This is a genomic window from Acinetobacter variabilis, assembly GCF_000369625.1.
Taxonomy (GTDB): domain Bacteria; phylum Pseudomonadota; class Gammaproteobacteria; order Pseudomonadales; family Moraxellaceae; genus Acinetobacter; species Acinetobacter variabilis.
Genome location: NZ_KB850113.1, coordinates 1,623,404 through 1,648,340, shown reverse-complemented (window position 1 = coordinate 1,648,340; position 24,937 = coordinate 1,623,404). Strand labels below are relative to the sequence as shown.

23 protein-coding genes and 1 pseudogene are annotated in these 24,937 nt (G+C 43.0%); 6 read left to right on the top strand and 18 right to left on the bottom strand.

All coding sequences use genetic code 11. The features are described 5' to 3' along the window. Positions 1–44: 44 nt before the first annotated feature. The 5 genes from F897_RS13625 to F897_RS13605 form a co-directional block, all read right to left on the bottom strand. A complete protein-coding gene (locus F897_RS13625) occupies positions 45–452 on the bottom strand; it encodes a DUF3106 domain-containing protein (RefSeq protein ID WP_004784619.1) in 408 nt (135 codons plus the stop codon). Then, complete coding sequence (locus tag F897_RS13620; RefSeq protein WP_004784617.1) at positions 442–759, bottom strand: hypothetical protein; 318 nt, start codon at positions 757–759, stop codon at positions 442–444. Before F897_RS13620 ends, F897_RS13625 begins: the two co-directional genes overlap by 11 nt. Continuing rightward, the gene (locus F897_RS13615; RefSeq protein ID WP_004784615.1) at positions 756–1,370 is read right to left on the bottom strand and encodes an RNA polymerase sigma factor; all 615 of its coding nucleotides are present in this window, start codon (positions 1,368–1,370) and stop codon (positions 756–758) included. The genes F897_RS13620 and F897_RS13615 overlap by 4 nt, the downstream gene beginning before the upstream one ends. Positions 1,371–1,537: 167 nt before the next feature. Then, a complete protein-coding gene (locus tag F897_RS13610) occupies positions 1,538–2,314 on the bottom strand; it encodes a TrmH family RNA methyltransferase (RefSeq protein ID WP_004784613.1) in 777 nt (258 codons plus the stop codon). A gap of 49 nt (positions 2,315–2,363) precedes the next feature. Next, complete coding sequence (locus F897_RS13605; RefSeq protein WP_005236696.1) at positions 2,364–3,338, bottom strand: class 1 fructose-bisphosphatase; 975 nt, start codon at positions 3,336–3,338, stop codon at positions 2,364–2,366. 183 nt (positions 3,339–3,521) lie between these two features. Here F897_RS13605 and F897_RS13600 point away from each other — a divergent pair, with 183 nt between their 5' ends. Then, a complete protein-coding gene (locus F897_RS13600; RefSeq protein ID WP_004784609.1) occupies positions 3,522–3,707 on the top strand; it encodes an NF038105 family protein in 186 nt (61 codons plus the stop codon). A gap of 90 nt (positions 3,708–3,797) precedes the next feature. Here F897_RS13600 and pal read toward each other — a convergent pair whose 3' ends face one another. The 12 genes from pal to F897_RS13545 form a co-directional block, all read right to left on the bottom strand. Further along, complete coding sequence (gene pal / locus F897_RS13595) at positions 3,798–4,370, bottom strand: peptidoglycan-associated lipoprotein Pal (protein WP_004784608.1); 573 nt, start codon at positions 4,368–4,370, stop codon at positions 3,798–3,800. 55 nt (positions 4,371–4,425) lie between these two features. Next, positions 4,426–5,709, bottom strand: coding sequence for a Tol-Pal system beta propeller repeat protein TolB (tolB, locus tag F897_RS13590; RefSeq protein ID WP_171064822.1), 1,284 nt, complete (start codon positions 5,707–5,709; stop codon positions 4,426–4,428). 202 nt (positions 5,710–5,911) lie between these two features. After that, the gene (tolA, locus tag F897_RS13585) at positions 5,912–7,315 is read right to left on the bottom strand and encodes a cell envelope integrity protein TolA (RefSeq protein WP_004784603.1); all 1,404 of its coding nucleotides are present in this window, start codon (positions 7,313–7,315) and stop codon (positions 5,912–5,914) included. 3 nt (positions 7,316–7,318) lie between these two features. Then, the gene (gene tolR, locus F897_RS13580; protein WP_004784601.1) at positions 7,319–7,768 is read right to left on the bottom strand and encodes a protein TolR; all 450 of its coding nucleotides are present in this window, start codon (positions 7,766–7,768) and stop codon (positions 7,319–7,321) included. Then, positions 7,768–8,466, bottom strand: a complete 699-nt coding sequence (gene tolQ / locus F897_RS13575; RefSeq protein ID WP_004784599.1) for a protein TolQ — start codon at positions 8,464–8,466, stop codon at positions 7,768–7,770. Before tolQ ends, tolR begins: the two co-directional genes overlap by 1 nt. A gap of 27 nt (positions 8,467–8,493) precedes the next feature. Beyond that, positions 8,494–8,901, bottom strand: a complete 408-nt coding sequence (gene ybgC / locus F897_RS13570) for a tol-pal system-associated acyl-CoA thioesterase (RefSeq protein WP_004645668.1) — start codon at positions 8,899–8,901, stop codon at positions 8,494–8,496. Positions 8,902–9,160: 259 nt separating this feature from the next. Continuing rightward, positions 9,161–10,510, bottom strand: coding sequence for an amidohydrolase (locus F897_RS13565; protein WP_005236693.1), 1,350 nt, complete (start codon positions 10,508–10,510; stop codon positions 9,161–9,163). 523 nt (positions 10,511–11,033) lie between these two features. Then, positions 11,034–12,035 carry a Holliday junction branch migration DNA helicase RuvB gene (gene ruvB, locus F897_RS13560; RefSeq protein WP_034581209.1) on the bottom strand — a complete coding sequence of 334 codons (1,002 nt, stop codon included), beginning with the start codon at positions 12,033–12,035 and terminating at the stop codon, positions 11,034–11,036. 245 nt (positions 12,036–12,280) lie between these two features. After that, on the bottom strand, positions 12,281–12,883 hold the full coding sequence (ruvA, locus tag F897_RS13555) for a Holliday junction branch migration protein RuvA (protein WP_004784591.1): 603 nt from the start codon (positions 12,881–12,883) through the stop codon (positions 12,281–12,283). A gap of 120 nt (positions 12,884–13,003) precedes the next feature. Next, entirely contained in the window at positions 13,004–14,344 is a 1,341-nt protein-coding gene (locus F897_RS13550) for a deoxyguanosinetriphosphate triphosphohydrolase (RefSeq protein WP_004784588.1), read from the bottom strand. Between the two features lie 194 nt (positions 14,345–14,538). Next, positions 14,539–14,670, bottom strand: coding sequence for a putative transporter small subunit (locus tag F897_RS17850; protein ID WP_004645659.1), 132 nt, complete (start codon positions 14,668–14,670; stop codon positions 14,539–14,541). Positions 14,671–14,681: 11 nt separating this feature from the next. Then, positions 14,682–16,319, bottom strand: coding sequence for a sodium:solute symporter family transporter (locus F897_RS13545; protein WP_004784586.1), 1,638 nt, complete (start codon positions 16,317–16,319; stop codon positions 14,682–14,684). A 1,304-nt stretch (positions 16,320–17,623) separates the two neighbouring features. Between F897_RS13545 and purL the strand changes: the two genes are divergently transcribed. Next, on the top strand, positions 17,624–21,457 hold the full coding sequence (gene purL / locus F897_RS13540) for a phosphoribosylformylglycinamidine synthase (RefSeq protein ID WP_004784584.1): 3,834 nt from the start codon (positions 17,624–17,626) through the stop codon (positions 21,455–21,457). 313 nt (positions 21,458–21,770) lie between these two features. Then, positions 21,771–21,896: a KGW motif small protein gene (locus F897_RS18070; protein ID WP_004784583.1), complete on the top strand. Its 126-nt coding sequence runs from the start codon at positions 21,771–21,773 to the stop codon at positions 21,894–21,896. 328 nt (positions 21,897–22,224) lie between these two features. Here the strand turns inward: F897_RS18070 and F897_RS13535 are convergent, their stop codons facing one another. Continuing rightward, complete coding sequence (locus F897_RS13535) at positions 22,225–22,458, bottom strand: aromatic-ring hydroxylase C-terminal domain-containing protein (protein ID WP_034581063.1); 234 nt, start codon at positions 22,456–22,458, stop codon at positions 22,225–22,227. A 168-nt stretch (positions 22,459–22,626) separates the two neighbouring features. On the opposite strand from F897_RS13535, the gene F897_RS13530 reads away from it, so the two are divergent. From F897_RS13530 to F897_RS13520, 3 genes and pseudogenes are all read left to right on the top strand, one after another. Further along, a complete protein-coding gene (locus F897_RS13530) occupies positions 22,627–23,508 on the top strand; it encodes a LysR substrate-binding domain-containing protein (protein ID WP_005236689.1) in 882 nt (293 codons plus the stop codon). 17 nt (positions 23,509–23,525) lie between these two features. Beyond that, positions 23,526–23,843, top strand: a complete 318-nt coding sequence (locus F897_RS13525) for a YqfO family protein (protein WP_004784580.1) — start codon at positions 23,526–23,528, stop codon at positions 23,841–23,843. A gap of 69 nt (positions 23,844–23,912) precedes the next feature. Then, positions 23,913–24,847: pseudogene (locus F897_RS13520) on the top strand (IS5 family transposase). The last annotated feature ends 90 nt before the right edge of the window (positions 24,848–24,937 follow it).

Sequence of the window (24,937 nt, the reverse complement as noted above, 5' to 3'; positions counted from 1 at the left end):
AAAAAAGCCTCCAGATGGAGGCTTTTTTAATTAATTAACTAAAATCAATGAGTTTTAGGTTGAGTGAGTTGCTGGTATTTCTGGATGTATTCTTCACGGATCGCCAGTCGTTCTTCTGGCGTTGCTTTTTGCATCCGCGCACCTAACTCCTTACGTTCCTGACTGCTCATCATTTGCCAGGTTTCACGCATACGCTGCTTTTCAGCTTCAGGAAGCTGAGTGAACCAGTCCATGCGTTGTTGTAAATTAATACGTTGCTGTTCAGGTATTTCTTTTAAGGACTGATAACGTTTGATTAATGCCAGTTGTTCGGAGTCAGAAAGGGTATCCCAGGTTTCATTGACCTGCGTATTGGCATCTTTGGAAAAAATCCAAAAACGTTCAAATCCCGCAAAGCTGGTTTGCAGGAAGCTGAATGCACAAAATGCAATTGCTAATCTTTTAGCTGCCATGTGGAACTTTGTCCTCACCTAAAACCATTAACATTTCCAGATCTTCAAGCATCTGTGGGGAGAGTTTGGGGGTAGATACTGCCTGAGTCTGAGGTTCGTTATGGCTGACAATATTCGGTAGCACTACCACGCCAGCAATCGCAGCAGCCAGAGCAAAGCCAGACATTTTTAGAAATGCAAAGCGTGAATGTTGTGCGTCCTGAATATGCTCCAGCACATGATTCATCACCACCGGTTTATCTTTGTGGTGCTGTGCCAGTCCATCAAGTTTGGAAGTTACTTGCTTTAAGAAATCATCTTGCTTCATTCGGATGATCCTCCCAGATATGGATTTAAGTGTGCTAGAGAGGCACGTAGACCTTGAATAGCACGGTGATAATGGGTTTTCACACTGCCTTCTGTACAGTTCATAATTTGCGCTGTAGTTTGAGTATCAAAGCCTTCCCAGGCTCTGAGCATAAATGCTTGCTGCTGACGCACAGGTAATTTGGCAATCGCCTCCTGAATTTCTTCAGCAGTTACTGCCTGATCCAGAAATTCTAAAGGTGAGGGCGTAGATTCATCTACCAGATTGTCAAATTCAACTTCGTCATCATCGAGGCTGACTTTTTTGAAAAAGGAAAATGGCTGGTTGCGACGTGCTTCTTTACGACGCCAATCCTGTAATTTGTTATTCAGAATCGTATAGAACAGGGGATACCACTCTTCAGTGCTTTTCTCTGCATAAGATTTATGCAAAGAAATAAAAGCTTCCTGAACCAGATCCATTGCGATTCCATGTTGTCCTTGAGTCGCACTTTCCATCATCACCAAAGCACGCCCAGTCACGTCCTGCATGAAATTTTTCAGGCGAGACTCAGCCGTACTCTTTAGAATACTCGCATCTTGTGACTGCAACGGTTTCGGTGCTAAATCCATAGAGATGGAAAATCCTGTCATTGGATACCCACCATTATTCCCAAGTTCATGTGCATATAACGTTGGGAATAACGATTTGGTTGACAATAAAACTTATTATTTTTGTAGTGTAATCTATTTTATAAATACACTGACTGGAATTAAAACAATGTAACCTAAATACCGTATTAGATACGTTGACGTACCATCTCAAAGAAACAGATAGAGCCTGCAATCGCAACATTCAGGGATTCCTGTCCACCTGGCTGTGGAATAGTCACCGCTTCGGCATGTTGCAGGGCATAGTCAGATACACCTTGACCTTCATTGCCCAGAATCCAGACGCAGGCTTTACGCAAGTCCTTGCTATACAGGCTGCTAGAACGATGTGAGCTGGTGACATATACCGGAATCTTGAATTGCGGTAAAAGGTCTTCTAGTGCAATATTTTCAAAAGTTTGCAAAGAAAAATGTGCGCCCATACCTGCACGTAATACCCGTGGTGACCAAAGAGATGCTGAACCCTTGGTACAAATGACCTGATCAATACCGGCAGCCGCTGCTGAACGTAGCAGGGTACCGACATTGCCGGGATCCTGCACATTTTCAAGGATCAGGGTGTCAGCCGTAAAATCAAGTGCCTGGCTTGAGCTTGGAATATCCACAATCGCCATACAGGCAATTGAAGTGCCTAAGGTACTCAGGTCTTTATAAAGCGATTCACCAATGACAAAGACCACACCAGTATATTTGTTTAAAATAATGTCGAAATCAGGATGCTCTAAAGCATGTTCAGTCGCGAAGATCGAATTGATTTTCTTGTTTTCATGTAACCATGCAAGACACAGGTGCGTGCCTTCAAGCACAGTCTGTCCTTGTTTTTTTCGATAAGAATTCTGTTCAATTAAACCGCGTAAGTGTTTGATTTTAGGATTGTCTTTGGATTCAAGGAAGATGGTTGGCATAAGAAGAAAGTCCACGGCAGTCAATCAAGGATCAACTGCCGTTTAAAAATTAGTGGTGGTAGCTGGTCACAAGCTCAACTTCATTTTTTGAGCCAATGATGACAGGAACACGTTGATGCAGATTTGTAGGTTCGATTTCAAGAATGCGGACACGACCAGTCGTTGATGCACCGCCAGCCTGTTCCATTAGCATACTCATTGGATTGGCTTCATACATTAAACGTAAACGACCTGCTTTAGTTGGGTCTTTTAAGTCGTATGGGTACATGAAGATCCCGCTACGGCACAGAATACGGTGAATATCGCCGACCATACAAGCAACCCAGCGCATATTGAAATCTTTGGCGCGAGGACCTGTTTTACCTGCCAGCAATTCATCGATATAACGCTGTACAGGCGCTTCCCAGTGACGCTGATTCGATGCATTGATTGCATATTCTTTAGTATCAGCAGCCACCTGAATCGCTTCAGAAGTCAGCAGAAACTCTTGAATTTCAGGATCGAAAGTGAAGAATACCACACCAGCACCCACAGTAAGTGCCATCATGGTTGATGGGCCATACAGGACATAACCAGCAGCAACCTGATTGACACCAGCCTGCATGAAGTCTTCTGCCTGGGTTACACTATTTTTTGCAGGAAGAATCGAAAAAATGGTACCCACACACATGTTGATATCAATATTACTTGAGCCATCAAGTGGATCGAACAATACTAGATATTGACCATTTTCCTGAGCTGAAGTGAATTCATCCAGTTCTTCAGAAGCTAAACCGCCTACATGTGGATGTACTTTTAATGCATCAATCAGATAATCATTGGAAATCACATCCAGTTTCTTTTGCTCTTCGCCTTGAACATTTTCATGCTGAGCACTACCTAATACACCCGCTAGAGCACCTTTTTGCAGGAGTTGGTCAATACGCTTGCAGGTATTTCCAACTGTTTCAATTACTTGAGCAAGTTCAGGTGTGAGGTTCCCGCTTTGTTGTTGTAGAAATTGGGATAAGGTGCGGTATGACATAAGGGAAAAACTCCAAGACTTATAATCGGGGGAAAAAGATCAAAACGATATACGGCTATATTTTAGATGAGAACGTTCGAAAAGGACAATTAAACTGAATTATTTGTTGTGATTTTGCCCTTGCAACTCCTGTGGAAAGTGCTATGTTGAATCAAAGGAAAAAATGATCATAGGAGCACAGAGATGACAACATTAAAGTTTGATGCGACTCCAACGCCGAGCGAAGCGATTAATCTCGATGAAATTTCTGAAGACAAGATGAAAGAAGCGTGGAAGGATTACGAAGCAAAACCTGAATATAAAAAATTCAATAAACATGACATGATTGAATCCATGCAAACTGCCGAAGAAGTTGAAGGCAAAGAGTAATTTTATTCTTGGATCTTCCAAATATCTTCCTAATAAAAAAGCACTCAATTGAGTGCTTTTTTATTAATGATGCATTATTTAAATGATCACTTATTTTAGTAGTGGTGGAACAGCTTCGTAGTTGATTTCTACACGGCGGTTTTCTTTCCATGCACTTTCATCATGACCAGGATTAACTGGCATTTCTTTACCATAGCTCACTGCTTCAAGTTGGCCTGCATTTACACCAGAAGTGATCAAGAAACTTTCTACTGCTTTGGCACGACGCTCACCAAGTGCCATGTTGTATTCACGTGTACCGCGTTCATCTGTATGACCTGTTAAAGCTACACGAGAGTTTGCATTTGCCATCAGGAACTGGGCATGTGCTTGTAGAGTACGGATATCGTCATTGCTCAGTTCACTGCTGTCATAGTCAAAGTGAACTACACGTTTAGCTAAATAAGCCTTATTTTCCGCAGTTACACCTTTAGCAGATGCACCAGCCATATTTTGAGCGCTTAAAGCTGCATCTTCACTTAGACCTTCAGTGCTTACAGTGGTGGTGCCACTCGTATCCAGGTTGCCAGTTTGAACTTCAGCTGCTGGTTTACGGCTGGCACAACCAGTCATTACGACTGCGGCTGCAAGCAAAGGAAGTGCAAATAATTTTACTTTGTTCATTCTTCATCTCCATGAAGGTTGATTATGGGGTAAAGCATTTATAAATATTGAACTATTATTTTGGTGCCCAAGCAGGTTCGCGGACTTCACCTGTTTCACTTGGTAAATTCATGCGGAACCGACCATCAAGAGACATGATGGATAACAATCCACGGTTACCTTCGCGAGTGGCATAGACCACCATCTGACCATTTGGTGAGAAGCTAGGTGATTCATCCAGGCTGGTTGGCGTCAGGATATTGGTCACACCTGAGCTAATATCCTGTACAGCCACTTTATAGTTACTGCCACTTGGACGATGAACCAATGCAAGTTTCTTACCATCTGCACTTAAGGTTGCACGGGCATTAAATGCGCCACGGAAAGTCAGACGTTTGGTACTTTCATTATTAAAATCATAGCGGTAAATCTGCGGAGAGCCGCCACGATCTGAAGTAAAGATAAATGATTTTCCATCCGGCGCATAACGTGCTTCTGTATCAATTGCGCTATCGTTGGTCATGCGTTTTAACTGGCGTGTTTCCAGATTCATCTGATAGATTTCTGGGTTGCCGTGCATAGACGCAGTGAACAGCATGCTCTTGCCATCTGGAGAGAAGCTTGGCGCACCGTTTAAACCACGGAAGCTGGCCAGCTTTTCACGTTGACCAGTTGCCAAATCCTGTACATAGATGGCCGGACGTTTGGTTTCAAAAGATACATATGCAATTTTTTTGGCATCCGGTGTCCAGGCAGGTGACAGGATTGGATCACGCGAAGTCAAAATAGTCTTTGGCTGTTCACCATCCGTATCGGCAATCTGCAAGGTATAACGCTGCTCAGGCGTTGCCGGGTTACGTAAGACGTAAGCAATACGGCCAGTGAAATCTCCTGGAATACCGGTTAATGCCTGATAGATCGCATCACTGATCATATGGGCTGCGTGACGGGTACGTGAAGCAGGAACAGTCAGCAACTCATTCAATAAGTATTGACGTTTTTCGACATCATACAATTGATACTGAATGCTATAAGAACCATCCGGATTGGTCTTGGATGAACCGGTCACCACATAAGGTACGCCTGCAGCTGCCCATGCTTCAGCATTTGGCGAATTCAGTTGTGCTGTAGCAGGTAAATTCTTCGAGGCACTGGCAAATTTTCCAGAACGATTCAAGTCATTTTCCACCACCGGATAAATACTCTGATCCTGGCTAAAAGGCACAATGGCAATTTTAGGGGCAGCTTCAGGAGCTTTGGTAATTTCCAGATGCAGTTGGGCCTGAGACTGGGTCGCAGTGACGGCACCCAAAGTGGTCATGATTGCAAGGCAGAGTAGGTGTTTACGTGTCTTTTCCATCATTCGTTATTTACTCAAATCAACGGAGTTATTTATAAGTGATTGGGCTACATCATCGCATGGATTTATGCGAAATAGACCACGAATTTATCATCAAACTGTTATATCACTATGGAGCGTGATTATTATTTAATCTGTTTCAATTGAAGTTTAACTCAAAAAAACAGCCATAACACTTTTTCTTTATTATGGCTGTTTCTTATTAATGAGCTGTAAAGGTTGAAGTAAAACTTCGTGCTTCACGGCGTGCATCCGGATCTGAAGGCATTGGATAAGGTGCAGCAGCACGTACTGCCGCTTCTACACTGGCTTTCATATCTGGATCACTGGCACTCACCACCACAGAAACCACAGAACCACTATCGCTTAAAGTGACCCGAGCAGTCGCTTTCTGGCCTGAAGAGCCCACTGGGGTATCCCATGCACGTCTGATTTTATTTTCGAAATCACGTTTTGCAGTAGAGGCAATTCGTTTAGATTCCGCTTTTTTCTGTGCAGCTTCTTCAGCAGCCTGTTTGGCTGCAGAGGCTTTGGCATCAGCTTCTGCCTTGGCTTTCGCATCTGCATCTGCTTTAGCCTTTGCCGCAGCGTCAGCTTTATGTTTAGCATCCGCCTCTGCTTTAGCTTTTGCAGCGGCATCAGCTTTATGCTTGGCATCAGCATCCGCTTTGGCCTTCGCAGCCGCATCAGCTTTACGTTTAGCTTCAGCCTCTGCTTTAGCTTTTGCAGCGGCATCAGCTTTATGCTTGGCATCAGCATCCGCTTTGGCCTTCGCAGCCGCATCAGCTTTACGTTTAGCTTCGGCATCTGCTTTAGCCTTCGCTGCCGCTTCAGCTTTACGTTTAGCTTCAGCCTCTGCTTTGGCCTTCGCAGCCGCATCAGCTTTATGTTTAGCATCCGCCTCTGCTTTAGCCTTTGCAGCCGCATCCGCTTTACGTTTAGCTTCGGTATCTGCCTTGGCTTTTGCCGCAGCATCCGCTTTTGCCTTGGCTTGAGCCTCGGCTTTTTGCTTGGCGGCTAAATCAGCCTTTTTCTGCGCTTCAAGTTTGGCTTTTTGTGCAGCATCGGCTTTACGCTGTGCTTCTACTTCGGCCTTACGCGCTGCTTCAGCTTCAGCCTTAGATTTTTGTGTAGCCTCTGCTTTGGCTTTAGCAGCAGCCTGTTTTGCCTGTTCGGCGGCTTCAGCACGTTTTGCAGCTTCGGCTGCTTGTTGGGCAGCCTTGGCTTGAGCAAGCTCTGCTGCTTTTGCTTCTTGCTGAGCTTTTTGAATATCGATCTGTGGGGGTGCTGGTGCAGGCTGCGGTGCCGGAGGTGCCGGTGCAGCTGCCGTTGGAACCATAGGCGCAGGCTCTACACTCGGTTCAGCAGTTTGGGTAATTTCTTCTGCAATATTTTCATGTGCAGTTTCTTCGAACTCAGTTTCTTCACGAGTCACTGGCTTGAGGTCTTCAGGTTTAATTAAGACCGTTTTAATCTGTTTTGGCGGTTCAGGTGGCTTACTCATGCCCAGAAAAAGCAGGCCCACCAAAGCAACTGTATGGATTCCTAGCGTAAACCCAATTGCAATTGCTTTCTTCTGAAACGGTGGTTTCTGATAATTTTTCATACTTTATTCTAATGGCTTGGTTAGTAAGCCCACTTGGGATAAACCGGCATCCTGCAGGCTTGACATCAAGGCCATCACATCGCCATAAGGGCGAGTAGTATGACCATTGATCACGACATTGAGGATCTTGTTTTCACTTTCAGCAGTGCTTTGTGCTTCTATCAAAGTCTGCGTCAAAGCCTCTAGGGTGACAGGACCTGTGGTCTGATTTTTATATTCCAGAAAATAAGTACCATTTTCTTTTAAAGTGACAATAGTAGGCGCATCTTTGGATTCGATTGGCAAGCCATTGGCCTGCGGCAAATCGACCTTGATGCCACTGGTAATCATTGGGGCAGTCACCATGAAAATGACCAGAAGTACCAGCATTACATCGATGTAAGGCACTACATTCATGTCACTTTTCAGTGGTTTTTTAATACGCTCGAAGCGTCCTGAACGTTGAATAGCCATTAGTCATTGTCCTGCATAGCGCCCACAGATTGACGTTGCAGCAGCGCCACCATTTCTTCAGCGAACAGAGCACGGTCAGAGTACAGTGCTTCACCTTTAGATGTGAAATGGTTAAAGGCTAAAACCGCAGGAATTGCAGCAAATAAACCAATCGCCGTTGCAATTAGGGCCTCTGCAATACCAGGTGCGACAGTGGCTAAAGTGACCTGATCGACATCTGCCAGGCCAATAAAGGCATTCATGATGCCCCAGACTGTACCGAACAGACCCACATAAGGCGCGACCGAACCGATACTCGCCAATGCGCCTAGACCTTGTTCCAGATGACCTTGGTCACGGCTTAAACCGACACGCAGAATACGCTCTGTCCCTTCAATCGACTGGGCAGTTGGCGCATGGCGTTTTTTCAGTTTCAGGAACTCGCCCAGACCCTGATAGAAAATATCTTCAAGGCCAGTGCGTTTAGAATTGAGTTGTGCATTGTTATAGAGGGTATTCAGCTCAGCACCAGACCAGAAGATTTTCTGGAAATGTTCATCATCGGCCTGGGCTTTTTTATAACTCATATAGAGCCTGGCAATCAGATACCAGCTATATATTGAGGCTAACAGGAGAGAAAGCATCACCAGTTGTACGACAGGGCTTGCTTGTAAAATAAGATCTGAAACTTGAAGAGATGATTCTAACTGAGTCGCCATAGTTGTTACGTGTGCCAATAAATTTTTTTAGTCTTGTTCCAATTCTTTTTGAATTAGTTCGCGGATTTCATCCGGGAGTCGACGTGGTCGCATCTCTGCACTGATACATGCCAACTCAACCTCACCTGATGCAAGCATGATTTCACCACGATAAATATTTTGTTGCAATACAAATGATGAAGCTTTACATGAAATGACACGTGCCGTAACAGTAATTAAATCATCCATCAGGATCGGACGCATGTATTTGACATTAATTTTATGCACCACAAAATTGTAGTCTGTCTGATGCCAGTAATGGCTCACTCCAGCGGCACGTAACCATTCGGTACGGGTACGTTCCATATAGCGAATATGATTGGCGTGATAGACAATGCCACCCGCATCAGTATCTTCAATATAAACGCGGATATTGAATTCAAAGTGATTCGCCATAGTTTTGTTCCATGCAGATTTTCGAAATTTTTGCTTGTTTTTAGATGCAGGAAAGCGATTAGAGTTTGCCGGATTCCTGCCAACAGTCAAGCAATTTAGCGCGTCAAAGTTTAGCACTGTGAGCTTTGAGACCAATGGCACAAGATGTCAAATCTGGTTGGAGTAGGGGCTAAGCCGGTACGGAACGGCCAATTGCTTATTAATACGGCGAAGTAAAAGCATGAATGAGACCAGTCACTCATGCTTGAGGAACTAAGAATCAGCTTTTGTTATTTTGTTTCCAGCTTGCTTGTACCTGATCAGCCACTTTCGGATAATCCAGAATAAAGCGGACATGACTTTCTACGCCGGTTTTTAAAGTCGCATCATCGACTATAAAATTCGGGTTATGGTTCGGTGCTGCTTTGGCTGGATCCTGATCTGCTGGCGTTGCACCTACGAACACAAAGAGCGATGGCATCAGCTTGCCATAATAAGCAAAGTCTTCACTGGCACTAGCATTGTTATCAAGCAGATGCAGTTTATCTTCACCATTCACTTTAGCCAGAGTCGGACGCATCAACTGGGTCAAGGTTTTATCATTGGTGGTAACAGGTGCATAGGGTGCAATTTCTACTTTGACTTTTACATCATTGGCTGCGGCATTGTGTTCTAGCATTTTCGGCAAGTCTTTTAAAATACCTTGACGGACATCTTCACTATTAGAACGAATCGTACCGACCATATTCACCTGATTAGGAATTACGTTTCCTGTGGTACCCCCCTGAATACTTCCAATACTGACCACGCCCATGCCTTTGGTTAAATCAGCTTTACGACTTACCAGACTTTGTAAATTATTAATCATCTGTGCAGAAGCATAGATGGGATCACGACCTGCCCAAGGCATTGAACCATGTACCTGATGGCCATCTACCTGAATACGTAAATGATCCGCGCTATTGAGAATCGCACCATCTTTATAGAAAATATTGCCGCTTGGCATACCCGCCATCACATGCATTCCAAAAATGACTTCAGGCTGGGGATTCTTGAGTGCACCATCGGCAAGCATTTTACGTGAGCCGATCTGATCGCCCTGGCTAAAGTTATCAATATCTGCACCGCCTTCTTCAGCAGGCTGGAATACAAATACCACGGTTCCGGCAATCTTATCTTTATTGGCAGCGAGCACTTTGGCGGCACCTAGTAGCATTGCAGTATGCGTATCATGACCGCAGGCATGCATCACATAAGTTTCCTTACCTTGATAAATGCCTTTCTGCTTGCTGGCAAAAGGTACGGCTGCCGTTTCTTGAATCGGCAAGGCATCCATATCTGCACGTAATGCCATGACTGGGCCAGGTTTTGAACCTTTTAGAACGCCGATCACACCTGTTTTGGCATAACCTTTACGTACTTCAATGCCATAGGACTTTAATTCTTTTTGTACTAATTCCGAGGTTTTAAATTCCATATTGCCCAGTTCAGGATATTGGTGAATATGCTGGCGCAGTTTGATGGTATGCGCTTCGGCTGCTTTAACTGAATCATCTACCCAATCTGCTAAAGCTAGTTGACTACAGAATAGAAGAGGGAGACAAAGTGAAAGCGTCTTATGCATGTTCATATCAGGGAGAACCTTAAAAATCTGAATAGAGTTAAAGTGATGCCTGAGCATTACATAATGCACTACATTTGACCAAAACCCTCTGAGTATGGGTTTCATACCTTTTTGGTATATTCATTTTTAGGACTTGCTGATAAAGGGAATTTTACAGAGGTAGATATTGTAAAATTATGTAATTATAAAAATCTAATGGTCTATTTTATTTAAAAATTCAAACTAATAGGGAATTGTTGAAGGGAATTTATATCTGATTTAAAAAACTCTCATTATGTAAGTTTCAACTATTTCTCTAAGTTAAATACTATCTTGGCATTAAAGTTGCTTTGATTATTTCATAATTATTATTGATAGAATTTTAAAAGAAATAGCCTAAGTATTTGTTTGAAGGGCAATAATTATATAACTAAATAAACTACTTAATAATAAAGATTTGAGTTTGTGCTTTTGGAGCTAATTGATTGCAGTAGTCAATTAGCTCTTTTTCTTTATGATAAAAAATGGCTAAGCCAAAAGAATTTTATCTTTACTTTGGCTCAGGCGGCGTCATGCCAAATTGTAAATAAGCCATATTGGTCGCAATACGACCGCGCGCAGTACGCATCACATAACCTTGCTGAATCAGATAAGGCTCAATCACATCTTCCAGAGTACCTGAATCTTCTGCCATTGCTGCTGCCAAAGCTTCTACACCCGCCGGGCCACCATCAAAGCGTTCTAGCAACATCGACAGGTAACGACGGTCAAGCGTATCTAAACCATCTTTATCCACGTTCAACATATCTAATGCACGTTGAGCCATTTCCTGAGTGACTTCACCTGTGCCTTTGACTTGAGCATAGTCACGTACACGACGTAATAAACGATTGGCAATACGCGGTGTACCACGTGAACGACGTGCAATTTCTTTTGCGCCATCTTCGGTCATTGGCACATCCATCAGACTCGCAGAACGTTTCACGATATGGGTCAGATCATCAACCGAATAGAATTCCAGACGCTGCACAATCCCGAAACGGTCGCGTAGTGGAGAGGTGAGTAGACCAGCACGTGTGGTTGCAGCGACCAAAGTAAATGGTGGTAAGTCCAATTTAATCGAACGGGCAGCAGGACCTTCACCAATCATGATATCCAGCTGGTAGTCTTCCATTGCTGGATAAAGGATTTCTTCAATCACGGGTGACAGACGGTGAATCTCGTCAATAAACAGGACATCGCCTTCTTCCAGGTTCGTTAGCATCGCGGCTAAGTCACCGGCACGTTCCAGTACCGGGCCAGAAGTTGACTTGAGATTGCCACCCATTTCTCGGGCAATAATATTGGCCAATGTCGTTTTACCCAAACCTGGCGGGCCAAAGATCAGGGTGTGATCGAGGGCTTCTTCACGGCCACGGGCTGCGCCAATGAAAATTTCCATCTGCTCACGAACCACCGGCTGACCGATGTAGTCATCGAGGGAAGTTGGGCGGATGGCGCGATCAAAATGATCTTCGGGTTTTTCAGAACCACTGATGAGACGGTCTTGCATATCTATTAACTTAATCTCTTTATTGAAGCTGTTTGATGCTGCGGAAACAGCCTCAAATAATGATTTGTGTTTAGCTGCCATTGTGTAGGCGTTGTTTTACTTTTGAAAGATCAAAAGTAACAAAAATCTTTTGTTGAGTTGAGGGTACGTCCTGTACCCCAACTCAACTGGCGACATCCATGTCGCGAGTAATTTATATAAATAGGAGAATAAACAGTCTTATTTAAAGTAAAGTCATTTTCCTATTATCTATTCATCGACTTTAATGCCGCGCGGATAATATCGCTGGCTTCAGTAAATTCACCTTTGGCAGCGTTCACCAGTTTTTGTGCTTCAGCAGGTTTATAGCCCAATGACTGTAATGCAGCTTCCGCTTCAGCCACGGCTGAATTGCCCATAAACTGAATTTGTGGAGCTGTCGAATTGCTTGGAGCAGTGCCAGCAGACATGACTTTAAAGCGGTCGCGCAGTTCAATCATCAAACGTTCAGCCGTTTTCTTGCCGACACCTGGGACTTTAACCAAAGTATTTACATCTTCATTTTCAACAGTATGGATCAGCATCTCAACACTTAAAGTTGAAAGAATGCCAAGTGCCATTTTCGGGCCAACGCCGTTCACTTTTAATAAAGTGCGGAAAATGGTTTTTTCCTGAGCATTTAAAAAACCATACAGTAATTGTGCATCTTCACGTACGGCCAGATGTGTCCACAGGGTAATTTTCTGGCCTTTTTGCAACTGGCAAAAAGTGGTGAGTGGGGTATCAATTTCATAACCCACACCATTTACATTTAACAAAACAGTTGGTGCTTCCAGCGCCAGCACTTCACCAATCAGGCATCCAATCATCTTTTATCATTACTCAATTCAGTTTTGCAGCATAGTAGTCAGCATTTTCAGGAAAGGCAAAATCTCCTTCTGCAAAACAGGTGATTTTGCTGCAATAAGCATCTAATCTAGCCAGATGTTTTATAACAATCCGGCTTTATTACCCTGCAATTCCTGTGACAGGTTATAAGCCTGATGGTCCGAGAATTTCGAGATAATATCCAGCACCTGCATGATATTGTCATAATGGCTGTCTTTAAAATTCGCACCTGAACGTTGCAGAATCGACATTAAACGCTGTTCTTTAAAACTCAGGTTTTTATGCGGTGTGGTCAGAGGAATAAAAGCATCCAGAATATTTTGTAGACTTTGATGGGCAATGATTTCTAAGCCTGCTTTCTGTGGATGTTCAAAAATCCTGTCACGTGCCAGTTCTTTGGCGCGATTAATACCACTTTCAATATCTGACGAACAATACTGTAGTAAAGTGCCTTGTAACTGACCAGACAAAATCTGATCATGGTGGCGTGCAAAAGCAGTAGTGACTTCATTCACCAGACGTTTCATCACACGGCCACGCAGTGCAGCAATTTTCTGTTGCCAGGTCGTGTTAGGCATGCCGATTTCAGAAGGCGTGCCATAATCTCCGAGCAGATTTAAAAATACCGGTTCCACTTCAGCATAGCTGAGCATGTTCAAGCTGATGCCATCTTCCAGGTCAATCAGGGCATAGCAGATATCATCGGCTGCTTCGAGTAGATAGGTCAGTGGATGACGACAATATCGATACTCGCCGAGCTGGATCAGTCCAAGCTCTTCCGCGATCTGCTTTAAAATCTTTTTTTCTGCCTGATAGCAGCCAAACTTGGCGCGGCTACTGGCAGGCAAATCTACCTGCGATGCCATGGTTTTTGACAGCCACGGATATTTTAAATAAGCACCTAAAGTGGCATAGGTCAGGCGCATGCCACCATCATTTGGATGATAGTCAATTTTGGTAAGCAGGCGCAGGCCTTGGGCGTTACCTTCAAACTGACGTACATCTGCTTCCTGTTCAGGGCTTAAATCTTTTAAGAAGTCAGTATGTGATACATCATCAAACCATTCCCGGATCGCATATTCACCGGCATGGCCAAAAGGCGGGTTACCAATATCATGCGCCAAACAGGCAGCTTGAATGATGGCACCTACATCAGCGGGTGACACCCAAGGGGGAAGCTGATCTTTAATTTTCTCTGCGGCCAGCATCCCTAGCGAGCGGCCAATACATGAGACTTCCAGTGAATGCGTCAGGCGCGTATGAATACCATCGTGCTGAGTTAAAGGATGCACCTGGGTTTTGCGGTTTAACTGCCGGAAGCTTTGCGAAAAAATAATACGGTCATAATCTTTATGAAACGGGCTGCGTGCCAGTTCAGTGCTCTGCTTTTTACTACCAATCCGAACTGTCGAAAGCAGTTCTAACCAACGCATTTGAGTCATTTATCATTATTCAGTGATCCACTATTTGCATCATGCCAAAAAACTAGCTCCTGCACTAGGGTAGTGCGACATGAATTGTCTTGCTGCACATGGTTATTTCAGTCAGCTGGAAAAGACTGAGATTAAAAATCGAAATCATCAAATGAACAATAAAAAGCAGGCTCAATGGCCTGCTTTTTGTTTAAGACGAAGAATCAGATTAGCTCTTCGCCATTTTTCTTGGCCTGTTGTGTGTCTTTATAGACATTCAGGCAAATCGTGAACAAGACCAGGCTTGCCACCAATGGCCAAAAAAGTACATATAGGGTCAATAATTGACTTGTCATCTGAAATCTCCTTATTTACTTTTCTCAGATAGCTGGTGAAACTCAATCACCATCTTATTGATTTGTTTAAAATCGAATCGTTCTTTACTGTAGACCAGCGTCAACACAGTACATACCAGTGCACTAGTGCCATAAGCTGTTAGTGAGCTTAACAAGGTGCCGTATTCGTGCAAGAAGCCGATGGTCCATGGCATGAAGCCAATACTGGCCAATATGCCAACGACCAGACCCACTTTCTTGCCGAAGAAACCAAAGGTCATCAGTCCCAGCACCACACCAATCCCCAAGGTTGCAACGAGTTCAAAGCCAAGTGCGATCAATCCCTGAATCGGAAGCCATTCAAAACGTACTATCAGAAAGCTGAAAAATGCGAGGCCCACTGACCAGTTAAAGGCCCGGGCATTCACCTTGTCCCAATACAGGCTGACAATCACTGGGAACACAATAGATCCCCAAAGCGCACCCACAAAAATCAGCATCGATAAAATGTCAAATTTCAAGGTGGCAATCACAATTCCAAGCATGGTGGCAACGATCATGGTCATACGGCCAATGAATAGCATTTTCTTTGGATCAGGGCGGTTTTTCGCAATCTGTTTGCCATAAATGTCCGTCATGACAATCGCAGACAGGGCAGACAGATCCGAGTCAGCGGTAGAAGACAGGGCTCCAATCACCATGATAAATAACAGCGCGACCATAAATGGCGAAAGATAAGTCGCTGCCATTTGTGGAATCAGGTTATTCAGGTTGCCATCAATGGGCTGAATACCTGCAAATAACGCCAATAATCCAAGCATGCCTAGACCAATAACAATTGCAGCATAACCAATCGTTGCAGTAATAAAGCTTGGCTTAATCAGATCTTCACGGACTGCAAACAAGCGCTGGGCAATGGTCTGATTACCAATCGCGTAGGCCAATACGGCAACAAAAAATGGCGCGCCTTGTTCCAAGAAGGCTGTTTTAGAGAAAAAATCCAGCTGTTCCGGTTGCAGATGATGAATCCCGCTTTGAAACAGGGATGGCCCACCTAAGGTAAAGAATAAGGTTGGAATAATAATCACCGCCGCGACAATCATTGCCACCAGTTGACCAAAATCGGTAAAGACTGAGGAGCGGAAGCCCGACCAGAGGGTATAGGACAGTACACCGATACCGGTAATCAGCACGCCATGAATAAAGCTTAAAGGAGATAAAATTTCAACCAGTGCCCCGGCGGCAGTAAAGTTTACCATCAGGCTGATCACGCTACCCACAATATTGGAACCCGCCAGAATCATCTGGCTTTGATTGCCATGCCGGGCATGCATGATTTCCGCCAAAGTATGTGCATTAGGCGCCAGCTCACGAAAGCGCTTGCCAAAGGGATAGATAAATAAAATCATCAGCGCACCCCACAAACCATAGTGTAGGGCACCGGAAACGCCGTATGTATATCCGGATGAAGCTGCTGCATAAAACGAGGCGGCCCAGATCCAGGTGGCGGTCATACTGGCCGCAGACATTCCAAATCCGATGGAGCCATTCGAGACCATGTAGCCATCGACATTTTCATTTTTCTGTTTAATACGTAACGATAGTAAAAAGGTGATGCCATAGAAAAGCACCATCAATAGTACAGTTGCTGTACTAGTGAATTGAAACATACATACTCCTTAAGCGGGTCACCTTTTGTTCTTGAAAATTAAATCATTGGTGACAGATTAAGGCTCTAAAATAGACAGAGCAGTGAAGCTATAGAACATCAAAAAAATTAGTGTCCGAATATAGAATTTATATTCATCTCTACAGCAGAAAGGAAAAACCATTGCCAGGCCCAGAATTTGGACATTTCCTCAGCAATTCGGCTAGAGCTTAACATAAAATCATCAAATTTACTGATGAAGTGTCTATTTGGTAAGATTCTTAGCTGATATAGAAGTGTGAGTCTGTTCCTCTGTCAGTTGAATAAAAAGAAAATTTCAGATATTTTTTTAGCAATTACAGATATTTATTTTAAATTTTTCGAGTTAAATAAAACCTGAGAATACGGATTAAATAAAAAGGGTAACAAAATTTTATTATTAATCATTTCTTCATTATTTTTTTATATAGGCCTCATAATCCGTGGTAAATTTTCTCATAAATACGAGTGGTGTTTTGCTATTTATATTCTGCTTTTTACGCATAATATAACTAATGAATAAGTGATGAAATTTCAAAATATTGGATATAGTGGGGTAATTTTGTCGATATCATTTTTGGTTGTTCAGATAAGTAAATTTCGCTTAATTATGATTTGATAAGATAAGCATCAAATATGAAAAAAATGAAGGGATCACATAAGAAATTTTATTTTTATTCTTTTATAAGATGAGAGCAGATATCCGGTTTTTGTTCTGAAGATTATGTTAGATTAAAATACCACTCATTATTAATTACTCATTTATATGGCGGAGTAATTTTTGTCGGATGCTGTAATAGCGGAGATGAGCGGAAAATTGCTCTTTGTATTTCATAAAGGCAGAAGACCTTTAACCAGTTTTCTAATCTTAGTAGTCAAAGTTAAGAGTCAATCAAAATAATTAAAAGCAGTCTGCAAAAAATACGACTTCATGAAATCTTGTAATCAAGTATTTCATCCTAGCCTAAATCGGCGCTTTGACAGGTCATGACAATAAAATCTAAATTTGATTTTGTCCCGATTGTCGTTGAAAAATAATACAATTTTTATGCAGAAAATTATTCTGAAGCGGTTTTGATTTTTCTTGAAAAAAATGTGTTAACCTGTGCGACTACATTCAATTTTTTTATCTGAAAATAAAAGCATTATTTATAAAATGCTATAGCTTTTCGCTTGAGTTTTCCCATTTCCTCTCTAGCCGATTTATATATTTCACAGTAGAATATGCGCTCTCTCAAGTCACATTGTGGCATGGTCGCTCGATCATCCCGTGGAGCCAAAATCAGCATGTTTATCGTTGCCGGTGCACCTGCACATTCTTCTTTTAAGAAAGCTCAACTACTCACACGTTTATCGTCAATTAGTTCTGTTCAATCACTAGAAAGTCAATTTGTTTATCTTTTTGACCAAGCGCTCAACGAGCAACAACAGCAATCCGCTTTACAGCTTCTCAACGATGGTCAATCATTTGAACTGCACCAGGCTGCAAGTGATGAAATCCAGATTCTGGTGACACCGCGTGTCGGCACGATTTCACCATGGTCATCAAAGGCAACTGATATTTTTGCCAACTGTAATACACCGGTTCATCGTTTAGAACGCGGTGTTTTGTTTACTTTGAAGGGCGAAAAAGAGCTTTCTAAAGAAGCGTTACAGATCTTGCATGACCGCATGACTGAAAGCTTTTTCAATGCGATTGAAGATGCTGCAGTATTATTTACTGAAACTGCTCCGAAACCTTTGAACTCGATTGATATTCTGGGTCAAGGTAAAGAAGCACTGGTTAAAGCCAATAATGAGTTCGGGTTTGCGCTGTCTGAACAGGAAATTGATTACCTGACAGAAGCATTTACCAAACTGGGCCGTAACCCGAACGACATCGAACTGATGATGTTTGCACAGGCAAACTCTGAACATTGCCGTCATAAAATCTTCGGTTCAGAATGGACGATTGATGGTGAAGTTCAACCATTGTCATTGTTCCAGATGATCAAAAATACTTATAAAGAATCACCAACAGACGTATTGTCGGCTTATAAAGACAACGCATCGGTGATTGTTGGTTTTGATACGCAACGTTTCTATCCAACTCAAGAAGATAACGGTCAAAACGTTTATAAATACAAGAGTCAAGCCGCTCACATCCTGATGAAAGTGGAAACTCATAACCACCCAACAGCGATTGCACCATTTGCTGGTGCCGCAACAGGTTCAGGCGGTGAGATTCGTGACGAAGGCGCGACTGGTCGTGGTGGTAAACCTAAAGCGGGTTTAACTGGTTTCACCGTATCTAACCTGAATATTCCTGGTTTTGAACAGCCTTGGGAAGAAAACTACGGCAAACCGTCACGTATGGCATCTCCACTTCAAATCATGATTGAAGGTCCATTAGGTGGTGCAGCGTTTAACAACGAATTTGGTCGTCCAGCGTTAACGGGTTATTTCCGTACCTTCGAACAAAACGTCAATGGCGAAGTGAAAGGCTTTCATAAGCCAATCATGATCGCGGGTGGTTACGGTAACATCCGTCCAGACCATGTTGAGAAAGATGCTATCCAGCCGGGTGATCTGTTAATCGTTCTAGGTGGTCCAGCCATGCTGATCGGCCTTGGCGGTGGTGCAGCATCTTCTGTAGATAGCGGTAAATTGGGTGAAAACCTGGACTTTGCTTCGGTTCAACGTGAAAACCCGGAAATGGAACGCCGTTGTCAGGAAGTGATCGATACTTGCTGGCGCATGGAAGATGAAAACCCAATCGTTTCTGTACATGACGTCGGTGCGGGTGGTATTTCGAATGCGATGCCTGAGCTGGTAAACGATCATGAGTTAGGTGCAGTACTGGATCTTCGTAAGATCCCATCGCTTGAGCCAGGCATGTCGCCAATGGAAATCTGGTCAAACGAAGCGCAAGAGCGTTATGTGCTTGCGATCCGTCCAGAATCTTTACCATTGTTTGAATCTATCTGTGCACGTGAACGTTGTCCGTTTGCGGTACTGGGTGAAGCAACTGAAGCACGTCATCTGACTGTTGAGGATCCATTGTTCGGCAACAAGCCTGTGGATATGCCAATGCAAGTGATGCTTGGTGGTACACCACGTATGAGCCGTTCATATGAAACTGCTCCGCGTAAAGGCGATGACTTTGATGCGTCTAAAGTCACTGATCTGAAAGATGCGATTTATCGCGTGATCAAGAATCCAACAGTTGCATCTAAATCATTCCTGATCACCATTGGTGACCGCTCGATTACCGGTATGGTTGCACGTGATCAAATGGTTGGTCCATGGCAGGTTCCTGTAGCAGATGCTGCAGTAACGACTACCAGCCTTGTCGGTTACACGGGCGAAGCAATGGCAATGGGGGAACGTCCACCAGTTGCATTGTTAAACCCAGCGGCTTCTGCACGTTTATCAGTTGCTGAATCGATCTCGAACATCATGTCTGCGAAGATTGATCAGATCAGCGACATCAAACTGTCTGCAAACTGGATGGCGGCGGCAGGTCAACCGGGCGAAGACCAAGCCTTGTTTGAAGGCGTAAAAGCCATTGGTATGGAAATGTGTCCAGCACTGGGCATTGCAATTCCAGTTGGTAAAGACTCATTGTCAATGCGTACGACTTGGAATGACGAAGGCGAAGACAAGTCCGTAACTTCTCCGATGTCAGGCGTAATTACTGCGTTTGCTCCAGTGACTGATGTTCGCAAAACATTAACCCCTGAACTGAAAAATATTGAGTCTGTACTGGTTCGTATTGATCTGTCTAAAGGCCAGTTCCGTCTGGGTGGTTCGATCCTGGCTCAGGTGTATAAAGCCATTGGTTCTGTCACTCCTGATGTCGATAGCTTTGATGACTTCAAAGCATTCTTTACACTGGTTCAAGACTGGAACAACCGTGGTCTGATCAAGGCGTATCATGACATCGGTGATGGTGGCTTACTGGCAACTGTTGCGGAAATGATGTTCGCTTCACGTCTTGGTGTAGCTCTGGAACAACAAACTGTAGCTTCACTGTTCGCTGAAGAAATCGGTGCTGTGCTGCAAATCGCGAAAGCAGATTGGGATGCATTACAAGCAGAAATCGCTACTTCTACTCTAAAAGATGCGATCTCTGTAGTAGGTACAGTAAACAACTCTGACCAGTTATCTGTAAATGGTCTGGTACTTGAACGTGCCGACCTGCAAGTGGCTTGGACTGAAGTTTCTCATCAAATCCAGCGTCTGCGTGACAACGTAGAAACTGCTGATCAAGAATTTGCATTAGTAACAGACAAAGCGCACAAAGGTTTGATTGCTCAACCGACATTTGACCTGAATGAGCAAATCGAAGCACCGTACATCAATTCACGTCGTCCAAATATGGCGATTTTGCGTGAACAGGGTGTGAATGGTCATGTAGAAATGGCAGCAGCATTCGACAAAGTCGGCTTCAATACTGTTGACGTACACATGAGCGATCTTCTGGCTGGTCGTATCAGTCTGGATGACTTCGAAGGTCTGGTCACATGTGGTGGCTTCTCTTATGGTGACGTATTGGGCGCAGGCGGTGGCTGGGCGAAATCAGTATTGTTCAATCAGCAACTTCGTGACCAGTTTGAGAAATTCTTTAACCGTCAGGAAACTTTCTCTTTAGGTATCTGTAACGGTTGTCAGATGCTGTCACAATTGGCTCCACTGATTCCAGGTGCAGATGTTTGGCCTCGTTTCCATCGCAACAAGTCGGAAGTATTTGAAGCACGTAGCGTCAATGTTCGTGTAGAGAAATCTCATTCTGTATTGCTAGAAGGTATGGAAGGTTCAATTCTTCCAATCGCTGTAGCACATGGTGAAGGTCGTGTGGTTGCATCAGCTGAAAGCATTGCTGCATTGAATGCCAATAACCAGGTGATCATGCGTTATGTGGATAGCCAAGGTAATGCGACTGAGCAATATCCATTGAACCCGAATGGTTCGCCTGAAGGGATCTCTGGTGTCACTTCGAAAGATGGTCGTGCGACGATCCTGATGCCACACCCTGAGCGTAACTTCCGTGCGATCCAGCACTCTTGGAAACCAGAAGACTGGGATCAGGACGGTGCATGGTTACGTATGTTCCGTAATGCGCGTAAGTTCATTGGCTAATCTGATTTAGCTTCAAAAAAGGGTCGCAGTAGCGGCTCTTTTTTATTATTAGAATTTTAAGTGACTCAGCAAAGCTAGAAAAATCATTTACTTTTGTTTAGACTAGCTTCATCAATTGCCACCAGTGGGTGGCTTTTTGCTTTTTAAGCAGTTTGAAACATTTATTTAATTTTCTCCCGCTGAACTGGTTTAGATTTTGCTTTTATATCTGCATAAAAGTGATATTGTGTAAATAATGCACAATATTTATGCACTTTAAAGGAAAGATGGTATAGATCAGTTCAGTATCAACACTCAAGAATGAGGTGATGACATGGCTAAGACGTTCAGAATAATGGATAGAACAGAATTACGTCAGAAAGGTTGGTGGTTATTTGGTTTTGTCGTTGGCCTACAGGTGCTGTTCTTGGTAGGTAGTTATTTGCTACAGGGTTCTTGATCAACAGATTTAAAAAAGCCACCGAGAGGTGGCTTTTTTAAATTTAGAGGATATAAGGATTTACTTTTGACGGGGCATGAGGAGCACTGCTCCGCAAGACAAAAAAACCGCTGTCAGACTGATGGGACGTCCTTGTCCCACAGTCTGACGGGTGACATCCATGTCGCTGGGTATCTAATCAATTTGACGCTTTAAATAATGGAAAGTTTGAAAAATATGTATGATCTTAATGATCGACAACTATGATTCCTTTACCATTACTAAAGAAAAACCAACCGAAGGTGGCTTTATCACTACACAGTTAATTGAATCTGCTTTAACACAGTCTTCAGCGTATTTTCATAATCAAACTGATCATTGGTACTATCCTATAACGCCAAACTACATAACCATCCGGACGAACCAGAACTGCCACAGATTCATGAATTTCAGACTTGGTAATTCTGGTGCTATACACATCATGAGAAACAATCCGAATCACATCCAAATATGGCAAGTTCAGTGATTCAGCTGCCTGACCCCCGCTTTCACCCGATTCAGTGTCGAATACTGTGTCATGCAAGACACCATGTGTAAACTTGATACAGGCATAAATGTATGAGGGGGCAAAATCTAGCCATGTATAAAAGGTAGTTATATGAGTATTAGCATAAGCTATTGATCTATTAATATTTTCAATATGTTGGCCTAAATCGTAAGATAAGTACCTATTTTTTGAAGTGAGCAATCTATGGAACTTCGACATTTACGCTATTTTATTACCGTGGCGCAGGAGCAGAGTTTCACTAGGGCTGCTGAAAAACTGTTTACGGCTCAACCTTCTTTAAGCCAGCAGATTAAAGATCTGGAGCAGGAAGTTGGCGTTAACCTGTTTGAACGTTCTTCACGAAAAATACAGTTAACCGATGAAGGTAAGGCCTTTTTAATCTATGCAGAAAAAGCTCTGGAAAATGCCAAATTGGCTGTTGCATCAGCACGACAGGTGGCCCAGCAGAAAAATAATCAGATTCATATTGGCTTTCTGAATGTTGCCGAACTAAAAGTTATGCCACATATTTTGGCCAAGCTGAAAAAGACCATGCCAGATTTAAAAATTCATCTGCATAGCCTGTTCTGTCTGGAACAGCTTCAACATCTAAAAAATACTGAATTAGATCTAAGTATTACCCTTTTTCAGCTGGATCATCCGGATTTTGAAAATATCCATTTATTGACGGAACAAATTCACTTGGTTGCAGCCAAGCATTTGCACCCAACCGATCGGATACTGAAATTACAGGAACTGAAAAATCATACGATTATTATGTATGATCAGAATGCATCACCCATATTTTACGAAAGACTTAATGCCTTGATGTCCTTTGATCAGCTAAAGCACGATCAGGTGCTGTGGGCGACCAATGTGCTACAGCATATTAACCTGATCAATATGGGGATGGGTTTTAGTTTTGCTCCCGATTATCTATTACGGTTCCTGAATGATGAAGTGAAAGTGATCCAGACAGATCGACCTTTACCCCAGGTAGAACTATATGCAACATTTAACAAGAACTCTCAAAATCCAGCATTGAATATTATTACCGAAGCCCTTAACAATACGGTAAATGCTTGAAAAACTTGTAGAGATATATGCTTAAACTGATTTATTACGTACCAGATGAAAACCTAGAGGAAACCAAGAAGGCCGTTTTTGCAGCAGGTGCGGGTGGGATTGGTGAATATACCGACTGTGCCTGGCAAGTGCTGGGAACTGGACAATTTAAGCCGCAGCAAGGCGCAGATCCTCATATTGGGGAAATTGGCCAATTGGAAAATGTGGAAGAATGGCGGGTCGAAATTCTTGTACCTGATGAAAAGGCGGTTGAAGTGGCTAAGGCTCTAAAAGACAGTCATCCTTATGAAGAACCGGCATTTGAATTTATCCAGCTCTTAGATATAAAAGTTTAAATTTTAGAAGTGATAGGCTTTGTTGCACAAACCTATCTTTAAAGGCTTATTCCACCATATAATTTTCAAATGAATAAGCTTACACCTAAAATTTATCGTACAACCAATTGGTCTTCATATAACCGAGCACTCATTAATCGTGGAAATATTGCCATTTGGTTTGATCCTGCTACGCAATGGTATGCCCCATCAAAAGGCAAACAAGGACGAAATCAAACTTACTCTGACACAGCTATCCAATGTTGCCTAATGATTAAATCTCTCTTTCGATTGTCCTTACGTATGGTCACTGGCTTTGTTCAAAGTCTCATCCATCTTTGTGGGTTAAATTGGGTAGCGCCAGACTACACTACAATTTGTAGACGACAACAGCGTATTGATACTACGATTGGCTATCAAAAAAGTAGTGATGGACTACATCTACTTGTCGACTCTACTGGCTTAAAGTTTATAGGTGAAGGTGAACGGAAACGAAAGAAACATCAGCCTGAATATCGTCGACAATGGCGCAAACTTCATATTGGTATTGATATGCCGACACCTTGCAAATACGTGCAGTACAGCTCACTACAAATAATGTGAGCGATTCACAAGTACTCGATGATTTACTTACTCAAATTCCTTTAGACGAACGAATTGATTCGGTCTATACCGATGGTGCTTATGATACGAAGTACTGCAGACAAGTCATTTTAGATCGAGATGCACATGCGGTCATTCCACCAAGAAAAAATGCGAAGCCATCGAAAGATAAAAAGATGGGCTCGCTAGAACGCAATGAATTGCTTCGAACAATTAAGCGTTTAGGAAGAACTATTTGGAAGAAATGGTCAGGCTATCATCGGCGAAGTTTGGTTGAAACCAAGATGCATTGCATCAAATTGTTGGGGGATAAACTCAGTGCGAGAAATTTTCAAAGCCAAATCAATGAGATTCATGCACGTGTGGCAGTATTAAATAAATTTACGGACTTAGGCAGACCACATACCCGAGTTGTCACTTAAATTTGAGTAGATATGAGAAATCTTTACTTTTAATTCTTTGTGCAACAAAGCCGTTGTATGAGAAAACTATAAAATTATTATTTAGATTTT

What these genes read in the sequence shown, in the direction of transcription:
- F897_RS13625 (WP_004784619.1), bottom strand. Translation starts at nt 452, where the DNA reads ATGGCAGCTAAAAGATTAGCAATTGCATTTTGTGCATTCAGCTTCCTG.
- F897_RS13620 (WP_004784617.1), bottom strand. Translation starts at nt 759, where the DNA reads ATGAAGCAAGATGATTTCTTAAAGCAAGTAACTTCCAAACTTGATGGA.
- F897_RS13615 (WP_004784615.1), bottom strand. Translation starts at nt 1,370, where the DNA reads ATGGATTTAGCACCGAAACCGTTGCAGTCACAAGATGCGAGTATTCTA.
- F897_RS13610 (WP_004784613.1), bottom strand. Translation starts at nt 2,314, where the DNA reads ATGCCAACCATCTTCCTTGAATCCAAAGACAATCCTAAAATCAAACAC.
- F897_RS13605 (WP_005236696.1), bottom strand. Translation starts at nt 3,338, where the DNA reads ATGTCATACCGCACCTTATCCCAATTTCTACAACAACAAAGCGGGAAC.
- F897_RS13600 (WP_004784609.1), top strand. Translation starts at nt 3,522, where the DNA reads ATGACAACATTAAAGTTTGATGCGACTCCAACGCCGAGCGAAGCGATT.
- pal (WP_004784608.1), bottom strand. Translation starts at nt 4,370, where the DNA reads ATGAACAAAGTAAAATTATTTGCACTTCCTTTGCTTGCAGCCGCAGTC.
- tolB (WP_171064822.1), bottom strand. Translation starts at nt 5,709, where the DNA reads ATGGAAAAGACACGTAAACACCTACTCTGCCTTGCAATCATGACCACT.
- tolA (WP_004784603.1), bottom strand. Translation starts at nt 7,315, where the DNA reads ATGAAAAATTATCAGAAACCACCGTTTCAGAAGAAAGCAATTGCAATT.
- tolR (WP_004784601.1), bottom strand. Translation starts at nt 7,768, where the DNA reads ATGGCTATTCAACGTTCAGGACGCTTCGAGCGTATTAAAAAACCACTG.
- tolQ (WP_004784599.1), bottom strand. Translation starts at nt 8,466, where the DNA reads ATGGCGACTCAGTTAGAATCATCTCTTCAAGTTTCAGATCTTATTTTA.
- ybgC (WP_004645668.1), bottom strand. Translation starts at nt 8,901, where the DNA reads ATGGCGAATCACTTTGAATTCAATATCCGCGTTTATATTGAAGATACT.
- F897_RS13565 (WP_005236693.1), bottom strand. Translation starts at nt 10,510, where the DNA reads ATGAACATGCATAAGACGCTTTCACTTTGTCTCCCTCTTCTATTCTGT.
- ruvB (WP_034581209.1), bottom strand. Translation starts at nt 12,035, where the DNA reads ATGCAAGACCGTCTCATCAGTGGTTCTGAAAAACCCGAAGATCATTTT.
- ruvA (WP_004784591.1), bottom strand. Translation starts at nt 12,883, where the DNA reads ATGATTGGATGCCTGATTGGTGAAGTGCTGGCGCTGGAAGCACCAACT.
- F897_RS13550 (WP_004784588.1), bottom strand. Translation starts at nt 14,344, where the DNA reads ATGACTCAAATGCGTTGGTTAGAACTGCTTTCGACAGTTCGGATTGGT.
- F897_RS17850 (WP_004645659.1), bottom strand. Translation starts at nt 14,670, where the DNA reads ATGACAAGTCAATTATTGACCCTATATGTACTTTTTTGGCCATTGGTG.
- F897_RS13545 (WP_004784586.1), bottom strand. Translation starts at nt 16,319, where the DNA reads ATGTTTCAATTCACTAGTACAGCAACTGTACTATTGATGGTGCTTTTC.
- purL (WP_004784584.1), top strand. Translation starts at nt 17,624, where the DNA reads ATGTTTATCGTTGCCGGTGCACCTGCACATTCTTCTTTTAAGAAAGCT.
- F897_RS18070 (WP_004784583.1), top strand. Translation starts at nt 21,771, where the DNA reads ATGGCTAAGACGTTCAGAATAATGGATAGAACAGAATTACGTCAGAAA.
- F897_RS13530 (WP_005236689.1), top strand. Translation starts at nt 22,627, where the DNA reads ATGGAACTTCGACATTTACGCTATTTTATTACCGTGGCGCAGGAGCAG.
- F897_RS13525 (WP_004784580.1), top strand. Translation starts at nt 23,526, where the DNA reads ATGCTTAAACTGATTTATTACGTACCAGATGAAAACCTAGAGGAAACC.